This is a genomic window from Nostoc sp. (genome assembly GCF_036917095.1).
Classification (GTDB): domain Bacteria; phylum Cyanobacteriota; class Cyanobacteriia; order Cyanobacteriales; family Nostocaceae; genus Nostoc.
In genome coordinates, this window is sequence record NZ_JBALFH010000022.1 from 198485 (window position 1) to 219793 (window position 21309).

Genomic DNA, 21309 nt, shown 5'->3' on the forward strand with positions numbered 1-21309 from the left:
AGTTAAACGAATATTCGATTAATCAGGAAGAAATAAAATGACAAATGAAAAATGGAACGCGGAAAATATTCTGAGTCAAAAAGGAAGAGTAGCAATTGTAACGGGTTCGAGCAGCGGCATCGGTTATGAGACGGCGCGGGTTTTAGCTAATAAACAAGCGTCTGTAATCATTGCAGTTCGCAATTTGGACAAAGGAAACAAGGCATTAACAAAAATTCTTCAACAGAATCAAGATGCCGACGTAAAGGTGATGGAACTTGATTTGGCAAATTTAGCATCAGTTAAAAATTTCGCTGAAAACTTTAAGAAAAATTATTTGCGTCTAGATTTACTAATTAATAATGCAGGTGTAATGATTCCGCCGTATTCAAAAACGATGGACGGTTTTGAATTGCAATTCGGCACTAATCATCTCGGACATTTTGCTTTGACGGGACAGCTTTTAGAACTGTCGATCGGCACTGAAGGCTCACGAATTGTCAATGTTTCGAGCGGCGCACATACTATAGGTAAGATAGATTTCGATGATTTGAATTGGGAAAAGAGAAGTTATGCCAAATGGAAAGCCTACGGCGACAGCAAACTTGCCAACCTCTACTTTACCTACGAACTCGACCGCAAACTAAAAGATAACGGTATCGACACACTTGTAACCGCCTCGCATCCGGGCTGGACGGCAACCGAATTGCAGAGAACTTCGGGTGGTATTGTGGAATATCTCAACGGCATCCTTGCTCAAGACATCACAATGGGTGCATTACCGACTCTGCGGGCGGCAATCGAAGCAGGCTTAAAAGGCGCAGAATATTTCGGCCCCAATGGGTTTATGGAGATGCGCGGCTATCCAATAAAAGTCGAATCAAACGAGTTATCCAAAGATCGAGCGATCGCCAAAAAACTATGGGAAGTATCGGAAAAACTAACCGGTGTGAAATTTGAATTTAATAAAAAGGCGCAAAGCGCGGGTAAATAAGAAAATGGGTTCGCGCTCATTGAACGCAGATTGATAATTTGATTTTGAGAGCAAACATCATCAGCCTCACAATTAGATGATGTTGTTGGCAAATTAACAGGAAGTGTTACCAAGGTTGGACTTTCTAACATTGGCGATCGTACAAGAAGCGTTACGCTCGTGCATCACTTTCATGCCAATACTTCTCGGTTAAAGGGAAAAGGGGAACGGGAAAGAGAGAAGAAAAAACCTTTTCCCCAAACCGGATTCCGAGTTAAAAGTGCAAAACCCGAGAAGTATTGACTTCCATGCCCTCCATACCGTCGATCGCACATTTCTGCTATATTTTTGACTAACTGCGATCTGTGAGTATACTTATTCATAAGGCAGAAGTATGCTTGTATGAGGGCAGCTATGTTCCCACGTTTTTCAACGTGGCACTTAGTCCGTGGATGCTTTATACCTTAGAACAGCGCGAGGTATAAATCTTTTTTTTGAGTGGGCAATGAACCCACAAATGAAGTTTTTTATTTCCATCCTTGCCTTCTGCCCTTATTTGTAACTACAGGTAGGAGAGGTTTCAATGGAGGGTTTACTATTCTTACTGTTCGGGTTCTTGTTACAACCTAGTTTGCTAATATGGCCTAAATGGTATTTTTCTATCCTATCGGTCACGAAACTGGCTTCTACTCTTAAGTATCGCTTTCTTCTACTCCTAACTCCTATTATCTGTGTGGGAATCCTTTTTTTGATTTTGCGATTTTTGGGATCGAAGGATGTCCGCAATGATGTTTTCTATTTGATTTTCTACCTAGTGATGGGAACTAGTTGGTTGGGAATAGCTGTAAAAACCTTTCTATTTTGTGGCTTAAGTATTCGTGATGATGCGATAGAAAGGCAAAACATAGCTGCTTCCTTTGCTATTAGCGGTGCTTTGATTGCTGTAACCCTCTGCTTTGCTGGTGGAAATATTGGAGATGGCCCTGGTTGGTGGACTGTTGTCTATTCGGCAATGCTATCTACAGGTGCATGGTTTTTGTTATGGCTGGTTCTAGAATTTTTCACGCATATTTCTGAGGCGATCGCTATTGACAGAGACAGCGCATCCGGGTTGCGTCTGGCTGGTTTTTTATTAGCGTCTGGCGCAATTTTGGGTTGGGCTGTTGCCGGAAAATGGGAATCTTTGGATGCGACTATAGTTGATTTTATCAGGCATGGCTGGCCTGCGGCGATTTTAGCGATCGCGGCAATAAAGGTCGAGAAAGTTTGTCAACCAACGGCACAGCGGCCATTTCTACCCATTACCACCCACGGTTTAATTCCATTCTTCTCTTACATAGGCGGTAGCATTCTCTGTATTTTAGTTTGGGGTGGAGGCATATGAAGCCACCCTGGCAAGCAGAGATACCGTTGTCCGCAACCGTGTTTGAGGAAGTAAGGCTACAGACCATTTTCGACTGTTGTAAATGGGACCCTCAGGTAGAAGATGTTGCCACTCTAGCCAATTTTCCCTTGCTTTTAAACTTTGAAACATGGCATGAGTTGGGGCAATTGGCTGAAAAATTAGCAGTTGAGACCGTCGCTGCCGAACAAGAAATTTTACTCCAATCTCGTCTGCAAAAAGAGTTGAATCTACCGCCAGCGATTCAGAAATTATGGCAGCATCCATCTATCCAGACATCGCCCAAAGCAGTGCGGGTGATTCGGTTTGATTTTCACTTCACCACTGAGGGCTGGCGGATTTCTGAAGCTAATTCCGATGTTCCCAGTGGTTATATTGAAGCTTCTGGCTTTACTGACTTAGTAGCACTACATTATTCACAAACCACCCCCTTGGGCAACCCCGCCAACGCCCTAGCTACCGCCATTCGTGAATCTGTTGGTGAGGGCGCTCATGTTGCTCTAGCCCATGCCACTGCTTATACTGATGACCGTCAGGTTATGACTTATCTGGCGCAGCATTTCCAGCAAGCCGGCTTGCAAACTTATCTAATTAGTCCTGCCCAATTGCGGTGGCAGTCAGGGCGTCCGTTGTTACTTAACCACCAGTCCCCAACATCAATTGATTTCCTGTATCGATTTTTTCCTGTGGAGTGGTTGCCCAATTTGCCCAAAGCCTCTGGCTGGCAGCACCTATTTGGTTCGGTGCAAATCCCTCAGTGTAACCCTACCTCTGCCTTAATTACCCAAAGTAAGAGGTTTCCCTTAGTGTGGGATGCCCTGAAAACACAACTACCAACTTGGCGTGCCCTATTGCCAGAAACTCGTGACCCCCGGCAAGTCCGCGACCTGAAGGACGAAGCATGGGTACTCAAACCAGCTCTAGGTCGCATCGGCGAGAACATCGGTATTTTGGGAGTAACCGAAAAAAAGGATTGGCTAAAGATTCAACAAAGCGCTAAACAACATCCAGAAAAATGGGTAGCACAGCGTCGATTTGAACTGATACCTTTGTTGACCGCAGAGGGCTATTTCTATCCTTGCATTGGAGTCTACACAATTAATGGTCGTGCGGCTGGGGCTTATGGTCGCTTGGGTAGCAGACCGCTAATTGACGCAACCGCCAAGGATGTGGCTATCCTAACTCAAGCTAAAAAACCAGTAGGGGAATAATGCAACCAAGAGAATTTTTTGCTATCTGGGCACCGAAGGAAGTAGTTTGGTCGCGTTGGGCTAAACCAGTAGTTTTTAGCCAATTGACTCAGAGTCGTGTTGCTGCTGTCGTTCCCAGAAACGAGTTCAGCATGAATGCCGATAGCATTCCCACACCCGAACGCAGCACATTTGTACTGGTCAATTTACCGGGGGTAGAGTCGGTTGAGTTAGGCGTTGCTTTAGCCCAACGGGGCTATCGACTCGTCCCTTTATATAACTGCTGTGAAGGTACTAATGCAATCATTCCAATGGCAGCGATTATAGATAGCCTGGTTAGTGCAACGCCGATATTGCAACAATTGCACCTTCCCTTACTTGCTCCCCCGGCGTTTTTGATTGATGCCAACCGAATGCGGGATACTGCAAAACCTTCTCCAGGGGATTTTGACAATCGCTGGTTAATATTTCCCGAAGATTTTCCCTCTGGCAAGTTTCTTTTATCTCAAGGTATCCAGCGCGTGCTGCTGCTGCAAAGAAACGAGACGCCTGAGTCTGACCTCGCCCACGTCCTGTTGCGCTGGCAACAACAGGGAATTCAATTGCTCAGGCAGAATCCTTCAGTGTCAGGTGAACCTGTACCTTTGAGCGTCAGTCGCCCTCGTTGGTTTAGATATCTTTGGTATCGTGCCTTAACACTACTGTTTCTCAGACGCAATAGTGCAGGTGGCTTCGGTTCGGTGATTCCTGATGAATCTAGTACTGGTGGTGGATAAAAAGTGGTAAAGAAGTGCTGAGTTAAAAGACTGCCTAATTTAAAAGCAATACGGTTCAGTTAAGGCTAAAACTTTTTGTCAAAGTTATTTTTTAACGAACCGCGAAGGACGCGTTCGCGTAGCGTCTCGAAGAGAAGGACGCGAAGGAAGAAAAAAAGAGAAGGAAGAAATGCTTAACTGAACTGTATTGAATTTAAAAGGACTTCCAAAAATTAAATTACTCAATTCCTGTATCCAATACGACTATTCGATTTCTTCTCCCCCTGCTTCCCCTGCTCCCCCTGCTCTTCCTGCTTACCAAAACGATTGATTATTTTTTAATTTGGAAGTCCCAAAAGCGGGGTATTAACCTTGCTAGTTGAGGTTTTGCTGATGATTCATTCTCTCTGGCATCGGCTATTTGTGAACGCGATCGCAGTTGAAAAAGTGACTTTCAGCGGTCGGGTGGTGTTGCTAGGCTTCGGTACTGTGGGTCAAGGACTGTTATCCCTGCTTCTGCGTCATTTTGAAATGCCGATGGCACAGGTGACTGTTGTGGACGCAGAGAAACACCGGGCGCAATTTGCCCGGTTTGCTAGGTTGGGTATCTGTTACTTTCAACATCGCCTGACTCGTGATAATCTTACCTCTACTCTTGAGCGACTCTTATCGCCTGGAGACTTGCTGATTAACCTCACAGTAGGGGTAGACAGCATCACAATTATTGAATGGTGTCAAATTCACAATATTCTCTACGTGGATTCCAGTATTGAACCGTGGGCAGACCAATTTGAAGATATAAAAATCCCCCTGTGGAAACGAACCCATTACTTTTTTCACCAGACACTACGCCATCTAGCTAAAACTCGTTGGCCATCGCATGGAACTACAGCAATTGTCGCCCACGGAGCAAATCCCGGCTTGGTGAGTCACTTTGTCAAAGCCGCTTTGCTAGACATTGCCAGCATCATCAAACTACCGCAAATCTGGCCGACTGACCAGACAAGTTGGGCAACTATGGCACGAGCTTGTGGTGTCAAAGTTATCCAAATTTCCGAGCGAGATACACAAATTTCTTCCCGCCCCAAACAGCTGGAGGAGTTCGTCAATACCTGGAGCATCTGGGGTTTTCTCGCCGAGGCTTACTACCCAGCTGAAATTGGGTGGGGTACTCATGAAAAACACCTGCCAGAAAACGCAGCTTGCTTCGAGTTGGGTTCTGGTAATGCTATATATCTACAGCGTCCTGGGGGTGCAACTTACATCCGCTCTTGGCTCCCTTTGGGTGGTTCCATTGAAGGATTGCTGCTCTCCCACAGCGAGACAATTACAATTAGCGACTATTTTAGCCTTTGGCAAGACGGACAACTGCTTTATCGACCCACGGTAAATTTTGCTTATCACCCGACTAATGATGCGATCGCCAGCTTGCGAGAAGTTATGATGCGAGGTGGGCAACCTCACGAAAAACTACGCGTCTTGAATCAAGATATTGTGACTGGTAGAGATGAACTGGGAGTTTTGTTACTTGGTCATCCCTGCAATGGTTGGTGGTATGGTTCCCAACTCAGTATCGAAGAGGCTCGCCAGATTCTTCCCGGTCATAACGCGACTACTGTACAGGTGTGTGCTGGGGTAATCGCTGCCGCAGTTTGGGCTGTCCGCCATCCGCAAGCGGGATTTCGAGAGCCAGAACAACTACCCCATAACGAAATTTTACAAATAGCCCGTCCTTATCTCGGTCGGATGGTCAGCGTCCCTACTAACTGGACTCCCTTGCAAGGTCGATGGGGAGCAACAAGCCGCTACTCCTCTACACTCCTGTTTCCCGAACCCTGGCTAGATTGGAATGACCCGTGGCAATTCGATAACTTTTTAGTCCGCTGAATCTGCTATATAAAAGCTAGACAAGTCTAGACATTCAGAATAGGGTAGTTGTGGAACAAGTGGATAATTTTTGTCCAAAGTCCAATAATTACGAATTGGTATAAGGGAACTCCAAAAAATAAATTATCCAATTTTTGGAATCAAAACGACTTTTCTTCCCCCTGCCCCCTGCCCTAAAAGCGATGGGATATTTTTTTATTTGGAAGTCCCTTTTCTCTTACAGTCTGCTAATATTACATCACTTGCTTTTTCACTTATCATATATATTGCCGTAAGAATAAAGTAGCCTGGGATGCGTGGGAAGACGGAAGCATCTACTACTCGCAAATTCTTTGTCCCGTGGACGCAAAAGTTGCTGTCAACCACTGCCATTGGGTCTCTCCGAATACCCATCTTGTTAGTGCAAGAAGCATGATGACCCCATGCCTCATCTTTGACAAAGCGGGCTATGTCATCACGCGATTGAACCGTTGGCCCAGGCAATACTTCTCCTTGGGAGATGTTGCCTATGTGTGCGTTCATACGGCGCACGAATTCTACACCCTCGACAACTGAGGCCAAATCTTCACCTTGAGTATCATTGCCTTCATCAAAGTAATGAAAATTGATATTGGGCGTGTCTCGTGGGTCGGCAGAACGAAGCTTTACAACTCCTGCACAGTTGCGAGTGTGTGCCTTCAGAATCGCCCAAGTGAATTGGTTCTTCACACGGGTAATTGGTTCAGAGAAGCCGGGATAGTAGCCCCGGAAAGGTGCTACTGCACAAAAGATGAACAGGTCAGGCACAGGACGAACTCGATCGGACTTCCGGATGTTACTGACCAGAGTGTAGTTGCTTGTATAAATTCCCTTTCCTTGTTGCCATTCTGAAAAGCACGGGTCTGTTGATAGATTCTGGGGCGTACACTTTTGGGTAACCTGAAAATCCGAATCCAATTGAGTTATGACGCCGACCTCGTAGCGATCTTGAAGGTTCTGACCAACTCCCGGAAGGTCAACAATCGGCACGATACCGTGACTACGTAGTTCATTTTTTGGGCCAATGCCAGAAAGCTTTAGAATCTGCGGACTGTTGAATGTGCCCGCAGACAGGATCACTTCACGACAAGCAAGCATTCTCTTTCTTAAACTAGGCTCAGGCCCGTTAGAATTAGCTTGAGGATCGGCACGGTAGAGATGTGCACCTTCAATGTACTCTACACCGATCGCTGTCTTACCTCTAAATAGTATGCGGGTTACTAATGTGTTGGTCTTGACAATGAGGTTGTTGGGAAGTGCAGCAGCTGTCTCCCTAATCAGATTACGCGGTCCGCGTCGCTGACCATTCTGGGTCGATATCGGGATGTTGTAGAGACCTTCGATTTCCTGCACTATCCTAGACCAGTCATTGGGGTCGAGTTCGCCTTGGAAAAAACGGTCAAGAATGCTTTCGTTTAGACCTGCCTCTCGAACTGCTGAAAGCAAAATACTCCGCAGCTTATCATCTTCCAAGAACATCTTCGGATCGGCAAGCTCAGTTGACAGCCAACCCTTGAACCCATGACGACTGGGATTGTTGGCTTTACGACTTGGCAGATCGACATAATTGCACTTTTCCAGTCGCTCAAAGTACTTTCGCATATTTTCTGCCGACCAGCTGCGATCGCCAGTGATCTGGGCAATGTTGTCCCAGTCAGAATTGTTTGGACATACTGTAATCATCGCGCTGTGAACAGTACATCCGCCGAGTGTACCCGTTCGTGGATACAACACACCATCTTTCTCAAGGACATACTTGCTGTCACGGCGTTGACGCGCATCATTGGCATAGTGCCGGACGAAGTAGTCCCATCGCACACGAGGATCTTCCACGACGACCGGATTGAAACCCGGTACTGAGGCGATGTCGTCGCCTTTATCGTCACCTGCCTCAATCAAAACCACTTTGTGTCCAGCTTTCGCTAGATTCACTGCAAGAGGCCCGCCGCCAGCACCAGAACCAACTACGATATATTCAACTGGTGCTGATGGACTTAAGGGAGTAGAAGAGTCCCACTGTTTCTTCAAACCAAAAGAGCGGCCTGCTATCAAACTAGAGCATAAACTCACCAGACCAGCAGTATACGTTGTCGCTCTGCTAATAAATTTTCTCCGAGAAAACCTCTTATGAAACCTTCTTTTGTAATCTGAGTAATATGGAGTGATGGCATCATTTGTATCTTTTTTATCTGGCATTTTTTTTGATTCCTTCCAACTAATACCAATTTTGTTTTGCAAATCTCAATCTTGGTTTATTTTGGGATAGGTTTGTTGTCTCTATTAGTTTATTTGCTTCATAAATTACAACATTGAAAGAATGACAGACGATTTTTAACATTACACTCTTAAACCTTTCACGAACATTTATATAGTGATAATTGCTCAAATCGTCTGTCAGTTTTGGTTGCTAGCTAATTACTGGAAAACTCTGACTGAAATTTTCAAGATAAGTTCTTTAAAAGAATCAGAAAAATCAGACCTTTATCTATTTATTGCGGTTCATCCTGAATAGAACTATATGGTTGAGGATCTATTAAGCGCTTTTGAACATACTCATGTCTGTATTGTGCAAGTTCTTGATAGATTTTTTTGCGAGCTAAATTTAGACTACCCAATGGCTCATGTTCGGGTAAGGTATGCCAAGGCGAAAATGAGAAACCCTCATCCAATCGCTTCCGTTCTTCAAAATCAAACTGTTGGCTAGGAATTTTGATAGTAGCCACTTTAATAAATGGCGAATCACTTTCCTTCCACTCTTTCGTAGGGTCTTCGATTGGGGTTTTCTCATCATCCACATACAGCTGAACTAGAAAGTCAAGTTTGACTTCTTTTCTATCATTTGTCAGACGTTGAACTAGAGCTTCGCGCAAGTAATTATCTGAATCAGATTTTGACCCTTGAGCCTCATTTGTTAACTGGGGTTTAACAGAGAATTTAATTGCATGAGAACCCAGTTTATAGGGGGTTGTACTCCAGTATTGGACATCGATTGGATTAACCACTTCCTTGCTAGACATTTCTTGGAGTAAGGCAAATGTCGGTTGCAGTGATTGTAGTAACTCCGGCGTTGCTTGCCCGCTTCCTGCTTTACCAAGGTCAAGATAGCCTTGAGCATCTCGAATAAAGAAAACTGGATGATTGATGAGGATAAAATCCTGAGTTTTTTCTTCATCATTTAAAACTTTTTGGCCTTCTACTTCCATCAGCTTAATTGCTATGGCACGTACATCAGGTTCTCGATCTGACTTTAACTTGCCTCGTTTTTCTGGTGGTGAAGCGTTGGAAAATCTAACCCAGATAGGATATGTTTGCGGTTTAGCGAAAATACCCACTTTCAAATTTTCAGAAATATCATTCTCAACAATGAATTCTCCCCACACCAAACCATGACTTTTTGTATGCATTTGCCGGAGGTCTGGGCCTTTTTCCTGTTGTTCTTGAAGACTGGCTGTTAAAACTGCATCAGTTGTTGCTTCTTGTTTAGAATTAGAAAGAATGGTCATATATTTCTCCTGGCAAATCTTAGCTGAAGTAATTAATTATCGAAATACGGAGATAAAAGACAACGCCGTTAACGGTAGCCATAGGCGTTCCAATTGTTTAGCACCCGTTCTTGAATCTCTGTAGGCCACAAGCTGCGAAACGAAGCGCGTACTGGCTTTTGAGTGGGTGTCCAATCATCTTGACTCAGGCAGTTGTATATAACTTTGGTACTCATTAATCCCCTCTTTTCCTGTATACGTAGATAGACAGGAAGTGGAGCCATATCTTCCATCGGGAAATGTATCTCGCCAGTTTCAGGGTGACAACGAGTAGCAAAAGCCCACACCACTTCGGAGGTGTTAGTTGTATCTACATCGTCTTCCATCAGCAAAACTTTAGGAATGCCAAATCCGGCGTGGGATTTAAACAGAATTTTGCCGATGGTTTGAATTAACTCTTGAGAGTTGAAATTGGTTTTTGTCCGCCACTCTTTATCCATAGCAATGACTAGCCAGTGGCAAGCACTTTCTAGAGGCACATAACACATTGTCACTGGAAGTTGATGTTCGCGTAACTCGTGCAGTGTCTGAGCAGCATGGGGCAGCCCAAAAGCCGTATGATCTTCCTCAACCGGTTCCCCTGCCGCCACAACTGGCAGGATCGGGTCATTGCGGTAGGTAATTGCAGTGACATTGTAAACTGGTTTGTTCGTACTCATCCCAGGCCAGGAATATCCATCGTATTCGCCCATAGGCCCTTCTGGCCCTGTTTCAGTATGGGAGAGTGTTCCTTCAACTAGAATTTCAGCAGTGGCAGGAACGAATAAATCTACAGTCTCACACTGCACAACCTCGACAGGTTCGCCCAAATAAGCTCCAATAAAATCTGACTCGTTCGCATATTCAGGAATAGGCATACCTGATACAAAAGGAATCACTGGTTCACAGCCGAGAGCAAGTGCGAAGGGCATGGGTTTATTCAAGGCCTTCCACATCGCGTGGATTTTTCCAATGTGCTGTTTTGGAGAGACGATTCCGGTCATCCGGTTCTTGTCTAAAATCATGATTCGGGCAATAGACCAGTTAGTCCACTTTTTATCCGGTGTCTGTGCGACGATCGTGCCAAAGGTGTTTAGGTAGCGTCCGCCATCCCACCCATGAATCAGGGGGGCTGGCAAACGTAGTAGGTCTACTCGATCGTGGAGGAAGATGTTTTCTTTGCAGGGAGCGCTTTTGACTGGCTTTGGTGGAATGGGCGTTTTATTATGAGCTTGTGCCAAAGCCTCAATAATTTCCTGACCCGTTGCATCTGGATTCAGACCTAGCGACACCGCAACCCGACATAGATAAAGCCCTGGTTGGCGACTCACACCAGCTGGCGCACCCAGCACTCGGAACCCCTTTTCAATCTCTTTGATAGTGTTGAACAGTGGCGCAGGAGATTTCAGATCGTAAGAGCGGCGTATAATCGCACCAATCTCAAGGTTCCAATCTACTTCTTTGTCGATTTCTTGGATCTCGTCGATCGCTTTTAAAGCATCAATGTATTCTCTAAGACTCTTCAGATGCCGGATCATTTACTTGCAACCTTTTTCTTTTCTAAATCTTGTTTCCACACGTACTCGTTAATGTCTTCGCCCCAACGCTTAACACATCTAGCATCAATATCGAATAGATCGAGTACTCTGCCAACTGTGTGGTTGATGATGTCGTCCAATGTTTCCGGGCGAGTGTAAAAAGCAGGCATAGGTGGTGCAATGATACCTCCACTTTCTGTCACTGCAAGCATACTTTTGAGATGGCCAGCATGGAGGGGTGTTTCACGAACCATCAGCACAAGGCGGCGACGTTCTTTGAGTACCACATCAGCAGCACGGGTGAGCAAATTACTCGTCACACCACTAGCAATTTCTGACATGGTACGAATAGAACAGGGGGCAATTACCATTCCCATTGTCTTGAATGAGCCACTAGAGATTGCTGCTCCGATATCGCAAGTTGAATAACTGATATCAGCTAACTTTCGTAATTGTTCAGCAGTCATATCAGTTTCATGGGCGAGAGTTGTGTGGCTTGCTTTTGACACAACCAAATGACTTTCAACATTTATTTTTTTCAATATCTCTAATAATCGGATGCCGTAAACTATTCCTGTTGCACCACTAATGCCAACAATTAAGCGTTGTCTCTCGACCATTTTTTATTACCTGTTAAGAGATTGACATCGGTTTAAAACATCATCTTGCAGACATGAGTAATTAACTATTAAGTAAGTTGGCACAATCAAACCAAACTATGCAAAGGAAGATAAGCTAGGTTACAACCTTTTTGCTTCTTGCCTTTTGTCTTTTGATTTATTCCAACTAGAAATTTTGACAACGACCTAGTTAATATCTTGTGCAATGATTTTGTCTAAACAACGTTCTGCTAAAGCTGCAATGGTAAAAGAAGGATTAGCACAAGCAGCAGAACCTGGAATAAGTGAGCCATCGACAACATAAAGTCTGTTGTATCCGTATACTCGTCCAAATGGGTCGCAAGCTTTTCCTATTGGAACTCCTCCTAAAGGATGGCCAGTAATAGCAGCATCATTATTTTGGGATGTTGTTTGCATCATACCTTCTTTAGTTTCATGCCGAGGCTTTCTACCAAAATTATTAAGGCTATTGTCAAGGGTATTGAAAAGTCTTTCTGTCTTTTTGACGATGCGATCGTCTACAGATTTTGGCCAATTTAAGTTGACACGATCCGTAAACGGATCGTACTTAAACTTACCCGCTGGACAAGGAATACCCAGACCCAAACAAGATTGTATACCGTTAAGATTGTTCCCCAGTTCAAGACTCTCTACAACTATAGGAGTTGGGCCGTCAAGCTGTTCAATCGCAGCACCCGCAGTTCCTCCATTACCTGTTACAGGGCCTAAATCCGATCTAATCGTAATGTTATCTCCATTAGTTCCCCATTCTTTCCCAACAAAGTTGTTTAAGTAAGGTAATGTACCTTTTTCTCTAGCCTTAACTAAAAGTTTAGAAGTACCGACAGAGCCAGCTGCTACAAATAAATAGCGGCAGGTAAAGGTTTTTTTCTGAATAATTTCCCCTGACTCATTGATTTGATTGCAGAAAACACGATATTTTTTTTCGCCACGTATTTCGGCAATATCTGTAACTACGTGAAGAGGTAAAACATCGACATGACCAGTATTTTCTGCTTGAGGAAGATAATTTTGATCTAAACTATTTTTTGCTCCGCTATTAACTCCCCACCAACATTGACCATCTATAGCAGAAGGTACTTTTGAGCCATTAATTTCTTGACGAACTACATCCCAATTTACAGCTAGATCCATCAGAAAACTTGGCAAGCCCGCCTTATTTGCATTTTCTAAGAAAAATCGGGTTTTGCCATAGTAAGTAGTAGCTAAAACATCCTGTGGAATTGGTGATGATTTCAGCATTTTTTGAACTCGAGGATAATAGATTGAATCTAGTTCATCATAGTCAACAACAGCACGGTCAAATACTTTATAAAATATTTGGCGTTTTGGTTTATAAGTAATAGCGTTATAAACTAACGATCCACCACCCCAACCAGCACCATTGACAACAATAATTCCTTTTTCCTGTAGTGTTTCAAAGACTCCTGTATATCTATCTACAGTAGCACCAAACACAGATGTTGTATTTAGCCAAGAGGCTCTACCATCAGGATTATTGAAAGTAGCAAAAGTATTTTGGCTAGGTGTAATAGGCCAGCGCTTACCTCGCTCTAAAATTAGTGTGTTAACACCAGCCTGTCCCAAGCGTAAAGCTGCAATAGCCCCACCAAAACCACTACCAATTACTAGTGCCTCTATATAATCATCACTAGCACGAGTTCTAAGAGGAGAAACAACTGAGGCTGCTACACCAGCAGAAAATAAGGCAGCACTCTGAATAAAGTGACGACGCTGAAATTTTTTATGAAACATACAACTTTCAAATCAAATTTTGATGATAGATGAAGAGTAGAAAAAGCTTAAGCAATTCAAAACAATTTAGGAGCTTGTATTTCTTGTTTAAACTGCAATAGAGGTTCAATTTACAAAAGCTGCTAAAAACCAATATCGAGGCGATCGCAGTTATACTTTTTAAGTAACAAACAAATTAAATTACTCATTAAAATCCTCTAAAATTGCAATTTTTTCCCTTTTAACTTAACTTTATAAGTAATGACAATCGCCTTAATATCGGTGAATAAGTACAGTTTTTGGAGTTAGCCAATGAGTATTTTACGGCGTGTTTGCAACACGCCGTAGTTATCTTTAGTTACCCGACCACTCCCGTGACTGTATCCTTAGCTGGTTGACGGAACCGTAATGAGGTATACCACCACCATAAACCATGTGATGCTTTCCACCACTCGCCAACAGTTGAATTGCTATCAAGTTTCTCGAATTGCGGATTCTTAGGAAGAATAAAGTAGACGAGATTTGAGGTTTCTTCTAATGACTGAATCTTTAAATCAGCAGGAAATGGTATTCCCATTTCTCCTTCAAATATGGATCTTGGATTGGTAAGGAGTTGCTGACGGAAAGTTTCATTAGTCCAAGAGCGAACTATCCATAACGCTTGTAAACACTCTCTGTAAGCTCTAGCTTTGGTAGAACCACCAAGTCGGTAATAAAAATACCAGAAAGTATCGATAATTGGCCACCAGCTAGAAAATTGCTCATATCTATACCAATGCTCTTCTACTGGTGGAGTTGCAGGAAGTACAAAGTAGAAGGTATTTTCTGGTTCTTCTAATACTCTAACTTCTGTATCTGCGGGAAATGTAACTTCTGTTTCTCTTTCAAATACAGCTTTGGGATTGGTAAGTATTTCTTGCTTGAGTGATTCATCATTCCAAATGCGATCGATCAGTCGTGCTTGTAAAGCCTCATAATAAGGGCCAAAATTCGTGATATCTACATCTGACCAAAGCTTTTTGACTTTGGGGAAGTTAGTAGAGGTATCTGAAACAGAAGCATTTGTTGTGACCATGATTAGCTATCCTTCAAATTAAGGTTAGTTTGGTTGTATGGGAAAGATAAAAATTGTTTGGTATTACACGGGTTTAGCGCTCGCAACTACCAAAAGCTGGGACTTAGTATGCGGTAATTTCGATGCTAATGGTTCGAGCTTGTCTTATTTCGCCGTGACTAGGATTGACCTTATTTTAAAAACTACAAAACAGGATCGCAAGGGTTAAAATTTCGTAGTTAGTTTACATTGTTTTGGTGCGCTTGTTTAAGGGTATTATTAGCTAAAGGTGCGAAAAAAAGGTTATAAAGCTGGCTCTTGCTATTTTGTTTTAGGTTTTTTATATTTACAGGATTTACGCAAAAATTGCTAAAAAGCTTAATTTATCGAACCGCCATAGCGCTTCGCGTCTCGCAGAGAAGACGCCATCGCGTAGCGTCTCGTTAGAGAAGAGCGCCGAGAATTCGTAGACTGTGCGTAAGTCCTGATTTACATAAAATTCAGTAAATAAAAAAAGTAACCTTTCTGCAAAACATTCACCCTTGTCTTTATGTTTCAGTCTCTTTAAAGTGATTGCTAAAGGCTTAAGAATAAGTCACATACATTCCAAATTAAGAATTTAGTGACCCTAAGAATATTGAACCAATATGATACCTAGATCCCTTGGTGGGAAAAAAATCGCAATTCTTCTAGAAAGTGAGTTCATCCCTGAAGAAATTGAAGCATATCAAAAGCGCTTCTCAGAACTTCAAGCAACGGTACATCTGATGTCTAGGCTCTGGAATCAGCCGAGTGTTCGTTTTTTCAGTGATGAAGATACGGGCAATACGCCTAGAACAATAGATGTAAATATTGATTTTCAAAACGTAGATGTTAACGACTATGCGGCTGTGATTATGACCGCTAACTATACTAGCGTGCGTCTGCGTTACTTTGAGCCACCAACAGGTCAACCAATTAGTGCTGAACAAGTTCGCACTTCACCGGCTGTACAGTTTTATGCCAAGGCAATGGCAAATCCCAGGATTATTAAAGGCGCACTCTGCCACGGTCTTTGGATACTAACACCAATACCTGAGTTACTCAAAGACCGACAAGTTATCTGCCATGAGGTTGTCCTTGCAGATATTCTCAATGCTGGTGCAGTTTATACAACATCACCTACAGGTGTTGTGGTGGACGGCGACCTTGTTACTGGTCGCTCAAAACACGAGGTTGAACCATTCATTGATGCGATTACCGAACAAATCCAGCAATTATTTATCGCCACTAATCGTTTCTCAAACAGAAGGGCTACTACCTCTGTTTCAAGACTGAAAGTTGCAAGCTAATTATCTCAAAACTAATTCATGGCTAGGAGACAATTTTGTGAAAAAAATTCTCATAATTTTATCGGAATATGGTTATTGGGGTGAAGAACTGGTAGGGCCTTTAGAAACTTTCGATGCTGCGGGGTATCAGGTTGACTTTGCAACTCCAACAGGAAAAAGGCCAGTAGCGCTTCCTCCTAGTATGGATGCTACTTATATCGACCCACCTTTAGGCCGGACTGTTGTCTCCCAGGAGATGGCAGAAAAAGTCAAGCACTTGGAAGATCCTAAGAACCCACGGCTGGACAACCCAATCATCCTGTCAGAATGGTTGCCCGATCGCCCTTACTGGAGTGCTGAAAAATTCCTTCGGGAAATGGAAGCATATAACAATGCACTTGATGAAGTGCAGAAGGATTTGGAACAATACGATGCTCTACTGATAGTCGGTGGTAGCGGCCCTATTGTTGATTTAGTAAATAACCATCGGGTTCACGACCTGATTCTGAGTTTCTACAAAAAGGGTAAGGCGATCGCAGCAGAATGCTACGGTGTAACTTGTCTCGCCTTTGCTCGTGACTTAGCAGACCGCAAGAGCATTATTCGGGGTAAGCACGTCACAGGCCATTGCAAGGAATATGATTACAAGGATGGCACAGGATTTGTTGGCGCAGATATTAATATGGGGCCACCTCCCTATCCTCTAGAGTATATTCTCCAAGATGCTACAGGCCCAGATGGAGCATATCACGGTAATTTTGGCAAAGAAATCTCCGTGATTGTCGATTATCCATTTATCACAGGTCGGTCTACCGCAGATTCTTATACAACTGGTCAAAAGTTAGTGGAAGTTCTGGATAAAGGACTGAGGCGGTACGGATGGTAAGCTTGACCAAACAGAGCAACGATAAGCCTTTGATGGCTAACAGAAATGGTCGCTTTGCAATCATCGAACAACTTCTGGCAGATGGTATAAATTACATGTTTGGCAACCCTGGCACAGTTGAGCAGGGGTTTCTAGATGCCTTAAAAGACTATTATCCAGAATTTGAGTATATCTTTGCATTGCAAGAAACGATCGCAGTAGGTGCAGGCGATGGCTATGCCCGCGCCACCAAAAAGCCTACTATTGTGCAACTCCATAGCGGAGTTGGTTTGGGCAATGGCATCGGAATGATTTATCAGGCCATGCGCGGTCATGCACCATTAGTAGTATTGGCTGGCGAAGCTGGTATTTGCTACGATGCGATGGATGCCCAAATGGCAGCAGATTTAGTCAGCATGGCCAAACCTGTAACAAAATGGTCAACTAGGGTAGTCGATCCTTCTTCTTTGTTACGCGTGCTACGCCGAGCCATCAAAATAGCTGCTACGCCTCCTATGGGGCCGGTGTTCGTCTCCCTGCCGATGGATATCCTTGATGCTCCTAATTATGAAGAGGTTGTTCCGACTTCTTTTCCAGTGACACGGGTTGCACCCGAACCCGATCGACTGGCAACAGCAGCAACTTTATTGGCCGCTGCTAAACATCCTCTAATTATTATGGGCGATGGTGTAGCTTTTTCCGATGCCCAGGCTGAGTTGACAAATGTAGCCGAACTCGTCGGCGCACAAGTTTGGGGAGCAGATTCATCGGAAGCGAACATGAGCGCCACACATCCTCTATTCGGAGGGCTGCTGGGTCACATGTTTGGGGACGATAGCCGTCGCATTACATCACAAGCAGACGTAATCTTGATTACTGGAACCTACGTTTTTCCAGAGGTATTTCCGGCACTGTCTGGAGTTTTTGCCAAGTCAGCAAAAGTAATTCACATTGACTTGAATACCTACGAAATAGCGAAGAATTTTCCGGTGGATCTGGGACTGCTTGGCGATCCGAAAACTAGTTTGAGCAAATTAAGCACTGCCCTTGAGTCAACTTTGACACCCGAACAGAAGCAAGAGGCTTCTCTTAGGGCTAGCCGGATAGCTGAGGACAAGAAGCGGGAATCGGCGGCTCGATTGGAAGCTGATAAGGCAGTTCGGGATTCAGTACCTCTGCATATGACTCGTTTTGCAGAAGAATTAGCTGCCCATTTGCCAGTAGATGCAATTATTTTCGATGAAGCCATTACCAATTCTCCCGAACTTTGTCGGTATATTCCACCGATAAAACTAGGGCAATATTACCAAACACGAGGCGGTTCGCTAGGTGTTGGTATTCCTGGAGCGATCGGTATTAAGTTGGCTAATCCAGATAAAACTGTAGTTGCGTTCACGGGTGATGGCGGCAGTATGTATACTATCCAAGCTCTCTGGACTGCTGCCCACCACAATATAGATGCTAAATTTGTCATCTGTAATAATCGCAGCTATCAAATCCTGAAGCTCAACATTCTGCATTATTGGGGCGAGCAGGAAATACCAGAACATGACTATCCATCTTCTTTTAACCTGTGCAACCCAAATATCGATTTCGCTGAATTAGCAAAATCTTTAGGGGTTCAAGCTGTTCGGGTAGAAAAGCCAGATCAGATTGCTCCAGCTATCCAAAAAGCATTGGAACACAATGGCCCATTTTTGATTGATTTGGTACTAACAAACGAAATTGTCGGTACAAAGATTGGCGTCAAATGTGGTCAATAGTCGGTTGAAATTTTGACTTATTAACAAGGAGAAAAATCATGACGGTAACTAACGTAGCACCTTTAACAGCTTCGGAAATTAAGCAACTGGCAGCAGATTGGTATTTAAAATTAGATGTTCACGCTCCGCTGGAAGAATATATTCCTTTTCTAGCTGAAGATGGTCTAGAAATGCGCTTTCCTGAAGCTACAGTTTATGGTTTTGATGGATTTAAAGGTTGGTACGATCGCGTTATCGGCATTTTCTTTGATGAAGTCCATACTTTAAAGCAAGTCAACGTTCAAGCTTTAGGAGACGAAGCGACTGTTCAAGTCATCGTCAAATGGGAAGCTAGCGTGTGGAATCCACCAGCAGCCAAAAGTCAACGCATTGTTTTAGATGCTTATCAAACTTGGATAGTCAAGCGATCGCTTCAAACTGGTAAGCCAGTAATTGCAACCTATATTGTTGATTCACTTAGTTACTACGAAGGGTCTGCCCGTCTTTAAAAAAGTTTGCAGACATCCGTGAAGAAATGAAGTTTTGGGGCGCACATAACCACGAAAAAAATAATTATCTGTAGTGATTAGCGCTCCATACTCATAAGTTCTATAACAATTACAGGGGATATAAAAATGACGGTTTCAACAATTTCACCCGGACGGCAATTCTTTGACAAACATCTAGAAACTATTTCTGCCGGAAAAATCGATGAAATGGTGGATAGGGATTATGCAGAAGATGCTGTTTTAATCACCTTCTTTAATGGGTTTGAGAATACACCTGCACCAATCACAATTAAAGGGCGTGAAAATATCAAAACATTCTTTCACGACTACCTGAAAACAATTGAATATATTGATATTAAATCCCTAGATTTTACAGAAGCAGAAGATGCTATTTTTTTCCAAGCAAAATTCAACTGTAAACTTGGTCTGGTATCAGTTGGCGATGCCTGGACTATCCGTAATGGGCAAATTGCTTATCACTTTGGTTTTTGGGTTTAATAGAATAGCGCAAATTTTAGGCGATGCCTACGAGTTAGCAACGTAGATACAAACTAATTAACTTAGTGCAACTCGGTTTTATTCCCATCTTCACCATAAGTTACTTCAGTCTTAATCCCCTACATACTAGGACTACCATGAGTACACCAATAGAACAATTGCTTGTTTCTCCCATCAGCAAGCTCTATAAAGAACATATCGGTTTTATCAAAGCTAAAAATGTTGATGGTATCTTGAACCAGTATGCTGATGATGCTCTGCTCATTAGCACCTTAACTGAAGACCGCCAACCGCTTTACGTACAAGGTCGTCAAGCACTCAAAGAGTTTTTTGAAAGTCGTATTTTCGGTTTAGAAGATTTTGAAATCAGGCTAAACCAATGGGCTGAAACCGAAAACACGTTGATGATGGTGGAGGAGTTAACCACCACAAGTAAGACCGGTGAAGTCGGTAGTGTGGAGTTCTACGATAACTGGTTTTTGCAAGATGGAAAAATAGCTATCCATTTTGCTGGTGTAATTCAGTATCCAGATAAAACTTATGTAAATGCAGAAACAGTTAAAACAGAAGTACCCACATCTCCATTGGGCAAGCTTTATAAAGAGCATATCGGTTTTATTAAAGCGAAGAATGTTGATGGTTTACTCAACCAATATGCAGAAGATGTCCTGCTGATTAGCACCTTGACCGAGAATCGCAAACCGATTTACGTGCGTGGTCGTCAAGCACTCAAAGAGTTCTTTGAAAGTCGCATCTTCAGTCTAGAAGATTTTGAGGTCAAGCTTCACCAGTGGGCTGAAACTGAGAACACGCTGATGATAGTCGAAAACTTGAAGACCAGAAGCGTCAATGGCGACGTTGGCGAGGTGAGTTTCTATGATAACTGGGTGCTGCGCGATCGCAAAATCGCTGTTCACTTTGCTGGTGTAATTCAGTACCCCGATGGGACATACGCATAACTAAGTTCACTTTTTTCTGTCAGTAAGGACTGAAGTAATGGCTTTGCTAAAAGTTTCTCAAATGGCAATCAGCTGCAAAGATCCGATTGCAACTGAAAAGTTCTACACGAAATATTTCGGCTTTAAGCGAGCAAGGGTTGCACCAGTTGGCAATAATGAGCAGATTGTCTTTCTGAAATTGGGTGATATGTACCTTGAACTCTTCCAAGCAAAAGGAGAAACCCCCGTCCCTGTAGCCAACGAAGACGGGCCTACCTATCCAGCTTGGCGTCATTTTGGTTTTCAGGTTGATGATGTTGATGCTAAACTCGCTGAAATCGGCAAAGATGCAAAAGTAACCCTTGGGCCACTCAACTTTGATACCTTTATTCCTGGGTGGCGAACGGTTTGGGTATCCGATCCAGATGGTAATATCGTTGAAATTAGCCAGGGATACGTCGATCAGGATAATCCCCCACCATTGCAGTCCAATTGAGGTAATTTCAACTTAGGGACTTGCAAAAAATAAATTATCCCAAATTATTTATAGATTTGTAGGGGCGCAAGGCCTTGCGCCCCTACGTTCGCGGAGCGTCCCGCAGGGATGGGATATTTTTTTAACTGGAAGTCCCTTAACTATATACAGCATTTCTTAATAGGAGATGAACAACTTCAGAATAAAAATTCCGATTGAGGAGCTAATCTTTGTTCAAAACCTAAATGGAATTGCTGTATAAAGCTTAATTGTCGATCGC

General features: G+C 43.3%; 18 protein-coding genes. 12 read left to right on the forward strand and 6 right to left on the reverse strand.

Annotated elements, in window-relative coordinates:
• Positions 1-37: 37 nt before the first annotated feature.
• The 5 genes from V7L01_RS11940 (at position 38) to V7L01_RS11960 (ending at position 6186) form a co-directional block, all read left to right on the forward strand.
• Positions 38-973, forward strand: a complete 936-nt coding sequence (locus V7L01_RS11940; protein ID WP_335034932.1) for an SDR family NAD(P)-dependent oxidoreductase — start codon at positions 38-40, stop codon at positions 971-973.
• Between the two features lie 712 nt (positions 974-1685).
• Positions 1686-2336 carry a DUF350 domain-containing protein gene (locus V7L01_RS11945; protein WP_335034934.1) on the forward strand — a complete coding sequence of 217 codons (651 nt, stop codon included), beginning with the start codon at positions 1686-1688 and terminating at the stop codon, positions 2334-2336.
• Positions 2333-3565 (forward strand): glutathionylspermidine synthase family protein, encoded by a 1233-nt coding sequence (locus V7L01_RS11950; RefSeq protein WP_335034936.1) that lies wholly within the window; start codon positions 2333-2335, stop codon positions 3563-3565. Before V7L01_RS11945 ends, V7L01_RS11950 begins: the two co-directional genes overlap by 4 nt.
• Positions 3565-4320, forward strand: coding sequence for a hypothetical protein (locus V7L01_RS11955; protein WP_335034938.1), 756 nt, complete (start codon positions 3565-3567; stop codon positions 4318-4320). The genes V7L01_RS11950 and V7L01_RS11955 overlap by 1 nt, the downstream gene beginning before the upstream one ends.
• A 372-nt stretch (positions 4321-4692) precedes the next feature.
• Positions 4693-6186 carry a homospermidine synthase gene (locus tag V7L01_RS11960; RefSeq protein ID WP_335034940.1) on the forward strand — a complete coding sequence of 498 codons (1494 nt, stop codon included), beginning with the start codon at positions 4693-4695 and terminating at the stop codon, positions 6184-6186.
• A 195-nt stretch (positions 6187-6381) separates the two neighbouring features.
• On the opposite strand, the gene V7L01_RS11965 is transcribed toward V7L01_RS11960, so the two are convergent.
• The 6 genes from V7L01_RS11965 to V7L01_RS11990 form a co-directional block, all read right to left on the reverse strand.
• A complete protein-coding gene (locus tag V7L01_RS11965; RefSeq protein ID WP_335034942.1) occupies positions 6382-8400 on the reverse strand; it encodes a GMC family oxidoreductase in 2019 nt (672 codons plus the stop codon).
• 293 nt (positions 8401-8693) lie between these two features.
• Positions 8694-9707 (reverse strand): catalase family protein, encoded by a 1014-nt coding sequence (locus V7L01_RS11970; RefSeq protein ID WP_335034944.1) that lies wholly within the window; start codon positions 9705-9707, stop codon positions 8694-8696.
• Positions 9708-9775: 68 nt separating this feature from the next.
• Positions 9776-11263, reverse strand: a complete 1488-nt coding sequence (locus tag V7L01_RS11975; RefSeq protein WP_335034945.1) for a UbiD family decarboxylase — start codon at positions 11261-11263, stop codon at positions 9776-9778.
• On the reverse strand, positions 11260-11883 hold the full coding sequence (locus V7L01_RS11980; RefSeq protein ID WP_335034947.1) for a UbiX family flavin prenyltransferase: 624 nt from the start codon (positions 11881-11883) through the stop codon (positions 11260-11262). The genes V7L01_RS11975 and V7L01_RS11980 overlap by 4 nt, the downstream gene beginning before the upstream one ends.
• Before the next feature lie 186 nt (positions 11884-12069).
• A complete protein-coding gene (locus V7L01_RS11985) occupies positions 12070-13659 on the reverse strand; it encodes a GMC oxidoreductase (protein WP_335034949.1) in 1590 nt (529 codons plus the stop codon).
• A 337-nt stretch (positions 13660-13996) separates the two neighbouring features.
• Entirely contained in the window at positions 13997-14713 is a 717-nt protein-coding gene (locus V7L01_RS11990) for an NHLP leader peptide family RiPP precursor (protein WP_335034951.1), read from the reverse strand.
• 626 nt (positions 14714-15339) lie between these two features.
• On the opposite strand from V7L01_RS11990, the gene V7L01_RS11995 reads away from it, so the two are divergent.
• The 7 genes from V7L01_RS11995 (at position 15340) to V7L01_RS12025 (ending at position 21050) form a co-directional block, all read left to right on the forward strand.
• Entirely contained in the window at positions 15340-16023 is a 684-nt protein-coding gene (locus V7L01_RS11995; RefSeq protein ID WP_335034953.1) for a DJ-1/PfpI family protein, read from the forward strand.
• A gap of 37 nt (positions 16024-16060) precedes the next feature.
• Complete coding sequence (locus V7L01_RS12000; RefSeq protein ID WP_335034955.1) at positions 16061-16888, forward strand: type 1 glutamine amidotransferase domain-containing protein; 828 nt, start codon at positions 16061-16063, stop codon at positions 16886-16888.
• Positions 16882-18630 carry a thiamine pyrophosphate-binding protein gene (locus V7L01_RS12005; RefSeq protein ID WP_335034956.1) on the forward strand — a complete coding sequence of 583 codons (1749 nt, stop codon included), beginning with the start codon at positions 16882-16884 and terminating at the stop codon, positions 18628-18630. The genes V7L01_RS12000 and V7L01_RS12005 overlap by 7 nt, the downstream gene beginning before the upstream one ends.
• 38 nt (positions 18631-18668) lie before the next feature.
• Entirely contained in the window at positions 18669-19118 is a 450-nt protein-coding gene (locus tag V7L01_RS12010; RefSeq protein ID WP_335034957.1) for a hypothetical protein, read from the forward strand.
• Between the two features lie 126 nt (positions 19119-19244).
• Complete coding sequence (locus V7L01_RS12015) at positions 19245-19616, forward strand: nuclear transport factor 2 family protein (RefSeq protein ID WP_335034958.1); 372 nt, start codon at positions 19245-19247, stop codon at positions 19614-19616.
• Positions 19617-19753: 137 nt separating this feature from the next.
• Positions 19754-20575 carry a nuclear transport factor 2 family protein gene (locus V7L01_RS12020; RefSeq protein WP_335034960.1) on the forward strand — a complete coding sequence of 274 codons (822 nt, stop codon included), beginning with the start codon at positions 19754-19756 and terminating at the stop codon, positions 20573-20575.
• A 37-nt stretch (positions 20576-20612) separates the two neighbouring features.
• Entirely contained in the window at positions 20613-21050 is a 438-nt protein-coding gene (locus V7L01_RS12025) for a VOC family protein (protein WP_335034962.1), read from the forward strand.
• Positions 21051-21309 lie beyond the last annotated feature (259 nt).

Bases quoted from the DNA above. Each gene is read 5' to 3' on its own strand.
- V7L01_RS11940 (WP_335034932.1), top strand. From the start codon at position 38: ATGACAAATGAAAAATGGAACGCGGAAAATATTCTGAGTCAAAAAGGA.
- V7L01_RS11950 (WP_335034936.1), top strand. From the start codon at position 2,333: ATGAAGCCACCCTGGCAAGCAGAGATACCGTTGTCCGCAACCGTGTTT.
- V7L01_RS11955 (WP_335034938.1), top strand. From the start codon at position 3,565: ATGCAACCAAGAGAATTTTTTGCTATCTGGGCACCGAAGGAAGTAGTT.
- V7L01_RS11960 (WP_335034940.1), top strand. From the start codon at position 4,693: ATGATTCATTCTCTCTGGCATCGGCTATTTGTGAACGCGATCGCAGTT.
- V7L01_RS11965 (WP_335034942.1), bottom strand. From the start codon at position 8,400: ATGCCAGATAAAAAAGATACAAATGATGCCATCACTCCATATTACTCA.
- V7L01_RS11970 (WP_335034944.1), bottom strand. From the start codon at position 9,707: ATGACCATTCTTTCTAATTCTAAACAAGAAGCAACAACTGATGCAGTT.
- V7L01_RS11975 (WP_335034945.1), bottom strand. From the start codon at position 11,263: ATGATCCGGCATCTGAAGAGTCTTAGAGAATACATTGATGCTTTAAAA.
- V7L01_RS11980 (WP_335034947.1), bottom strand. From the start codon at position 11,883: ATGGTCGAGAGACAACGCTTAATTGTTGGCATTAGTGGTGCAACAGGA.
- V7L01_RS11985 (WP_335034949.1), bottom strand. From the start codon at position 13,659: ATGTTTCATAAAAAATTTCAGCGTCGTCACTTTATTCAGAGTGCTGCC.
- V7L01_RS11990 (WP_335034951.1), bottom strand. From the start codon at position 14,713: ATGGTCACAACAAATGCTTCTGTTTCAGATACCTCTACTAACTTCCCC.
- V7L01_RS11995 (WP_335034953.1), top strand. From the start codon at position 15,340: ATGATACCTAGATCCCTTGGTGGGAAAAAAATCGCAATTCTTCTAGAA.
- V7L01_RS12005 (WP_335034956.1), top strand. From the start codon at position 16,882: ATGGTAAGCTTGACCAAACAGAGCAACGATAAGCCTTTGATGGCTAAC.
- V7L01_RS12010 (WP_335034957.1), top strand. From the start codon at position 18,669: ATGACGGTAACTAACGTAGCACCTTTAACAGCTTCGGAAATTAAGCAA.
- V7L01_RS12015 (WP_335034958.1), top strand. From the start codon at position 19,245: ATGACGGTTTCAACAATTTCACCCGGACGGCAATTCTTTGACAAACAT.
- V7L01_RS12020 (WP_335034960.1), top strand. From the start codon at position 19,754: ATGAGTACACCAATAGAACAATTGCTTGTTTCTCCCATCAGCAAGCTC.
- V7L01_RS12025 (WP_335034962.1), top strand. From the start codon at position 20,613: ATGGCTTTGCTAAAAGTTTCTCAAATGGCAATCAGCTGCAAAGATCCG.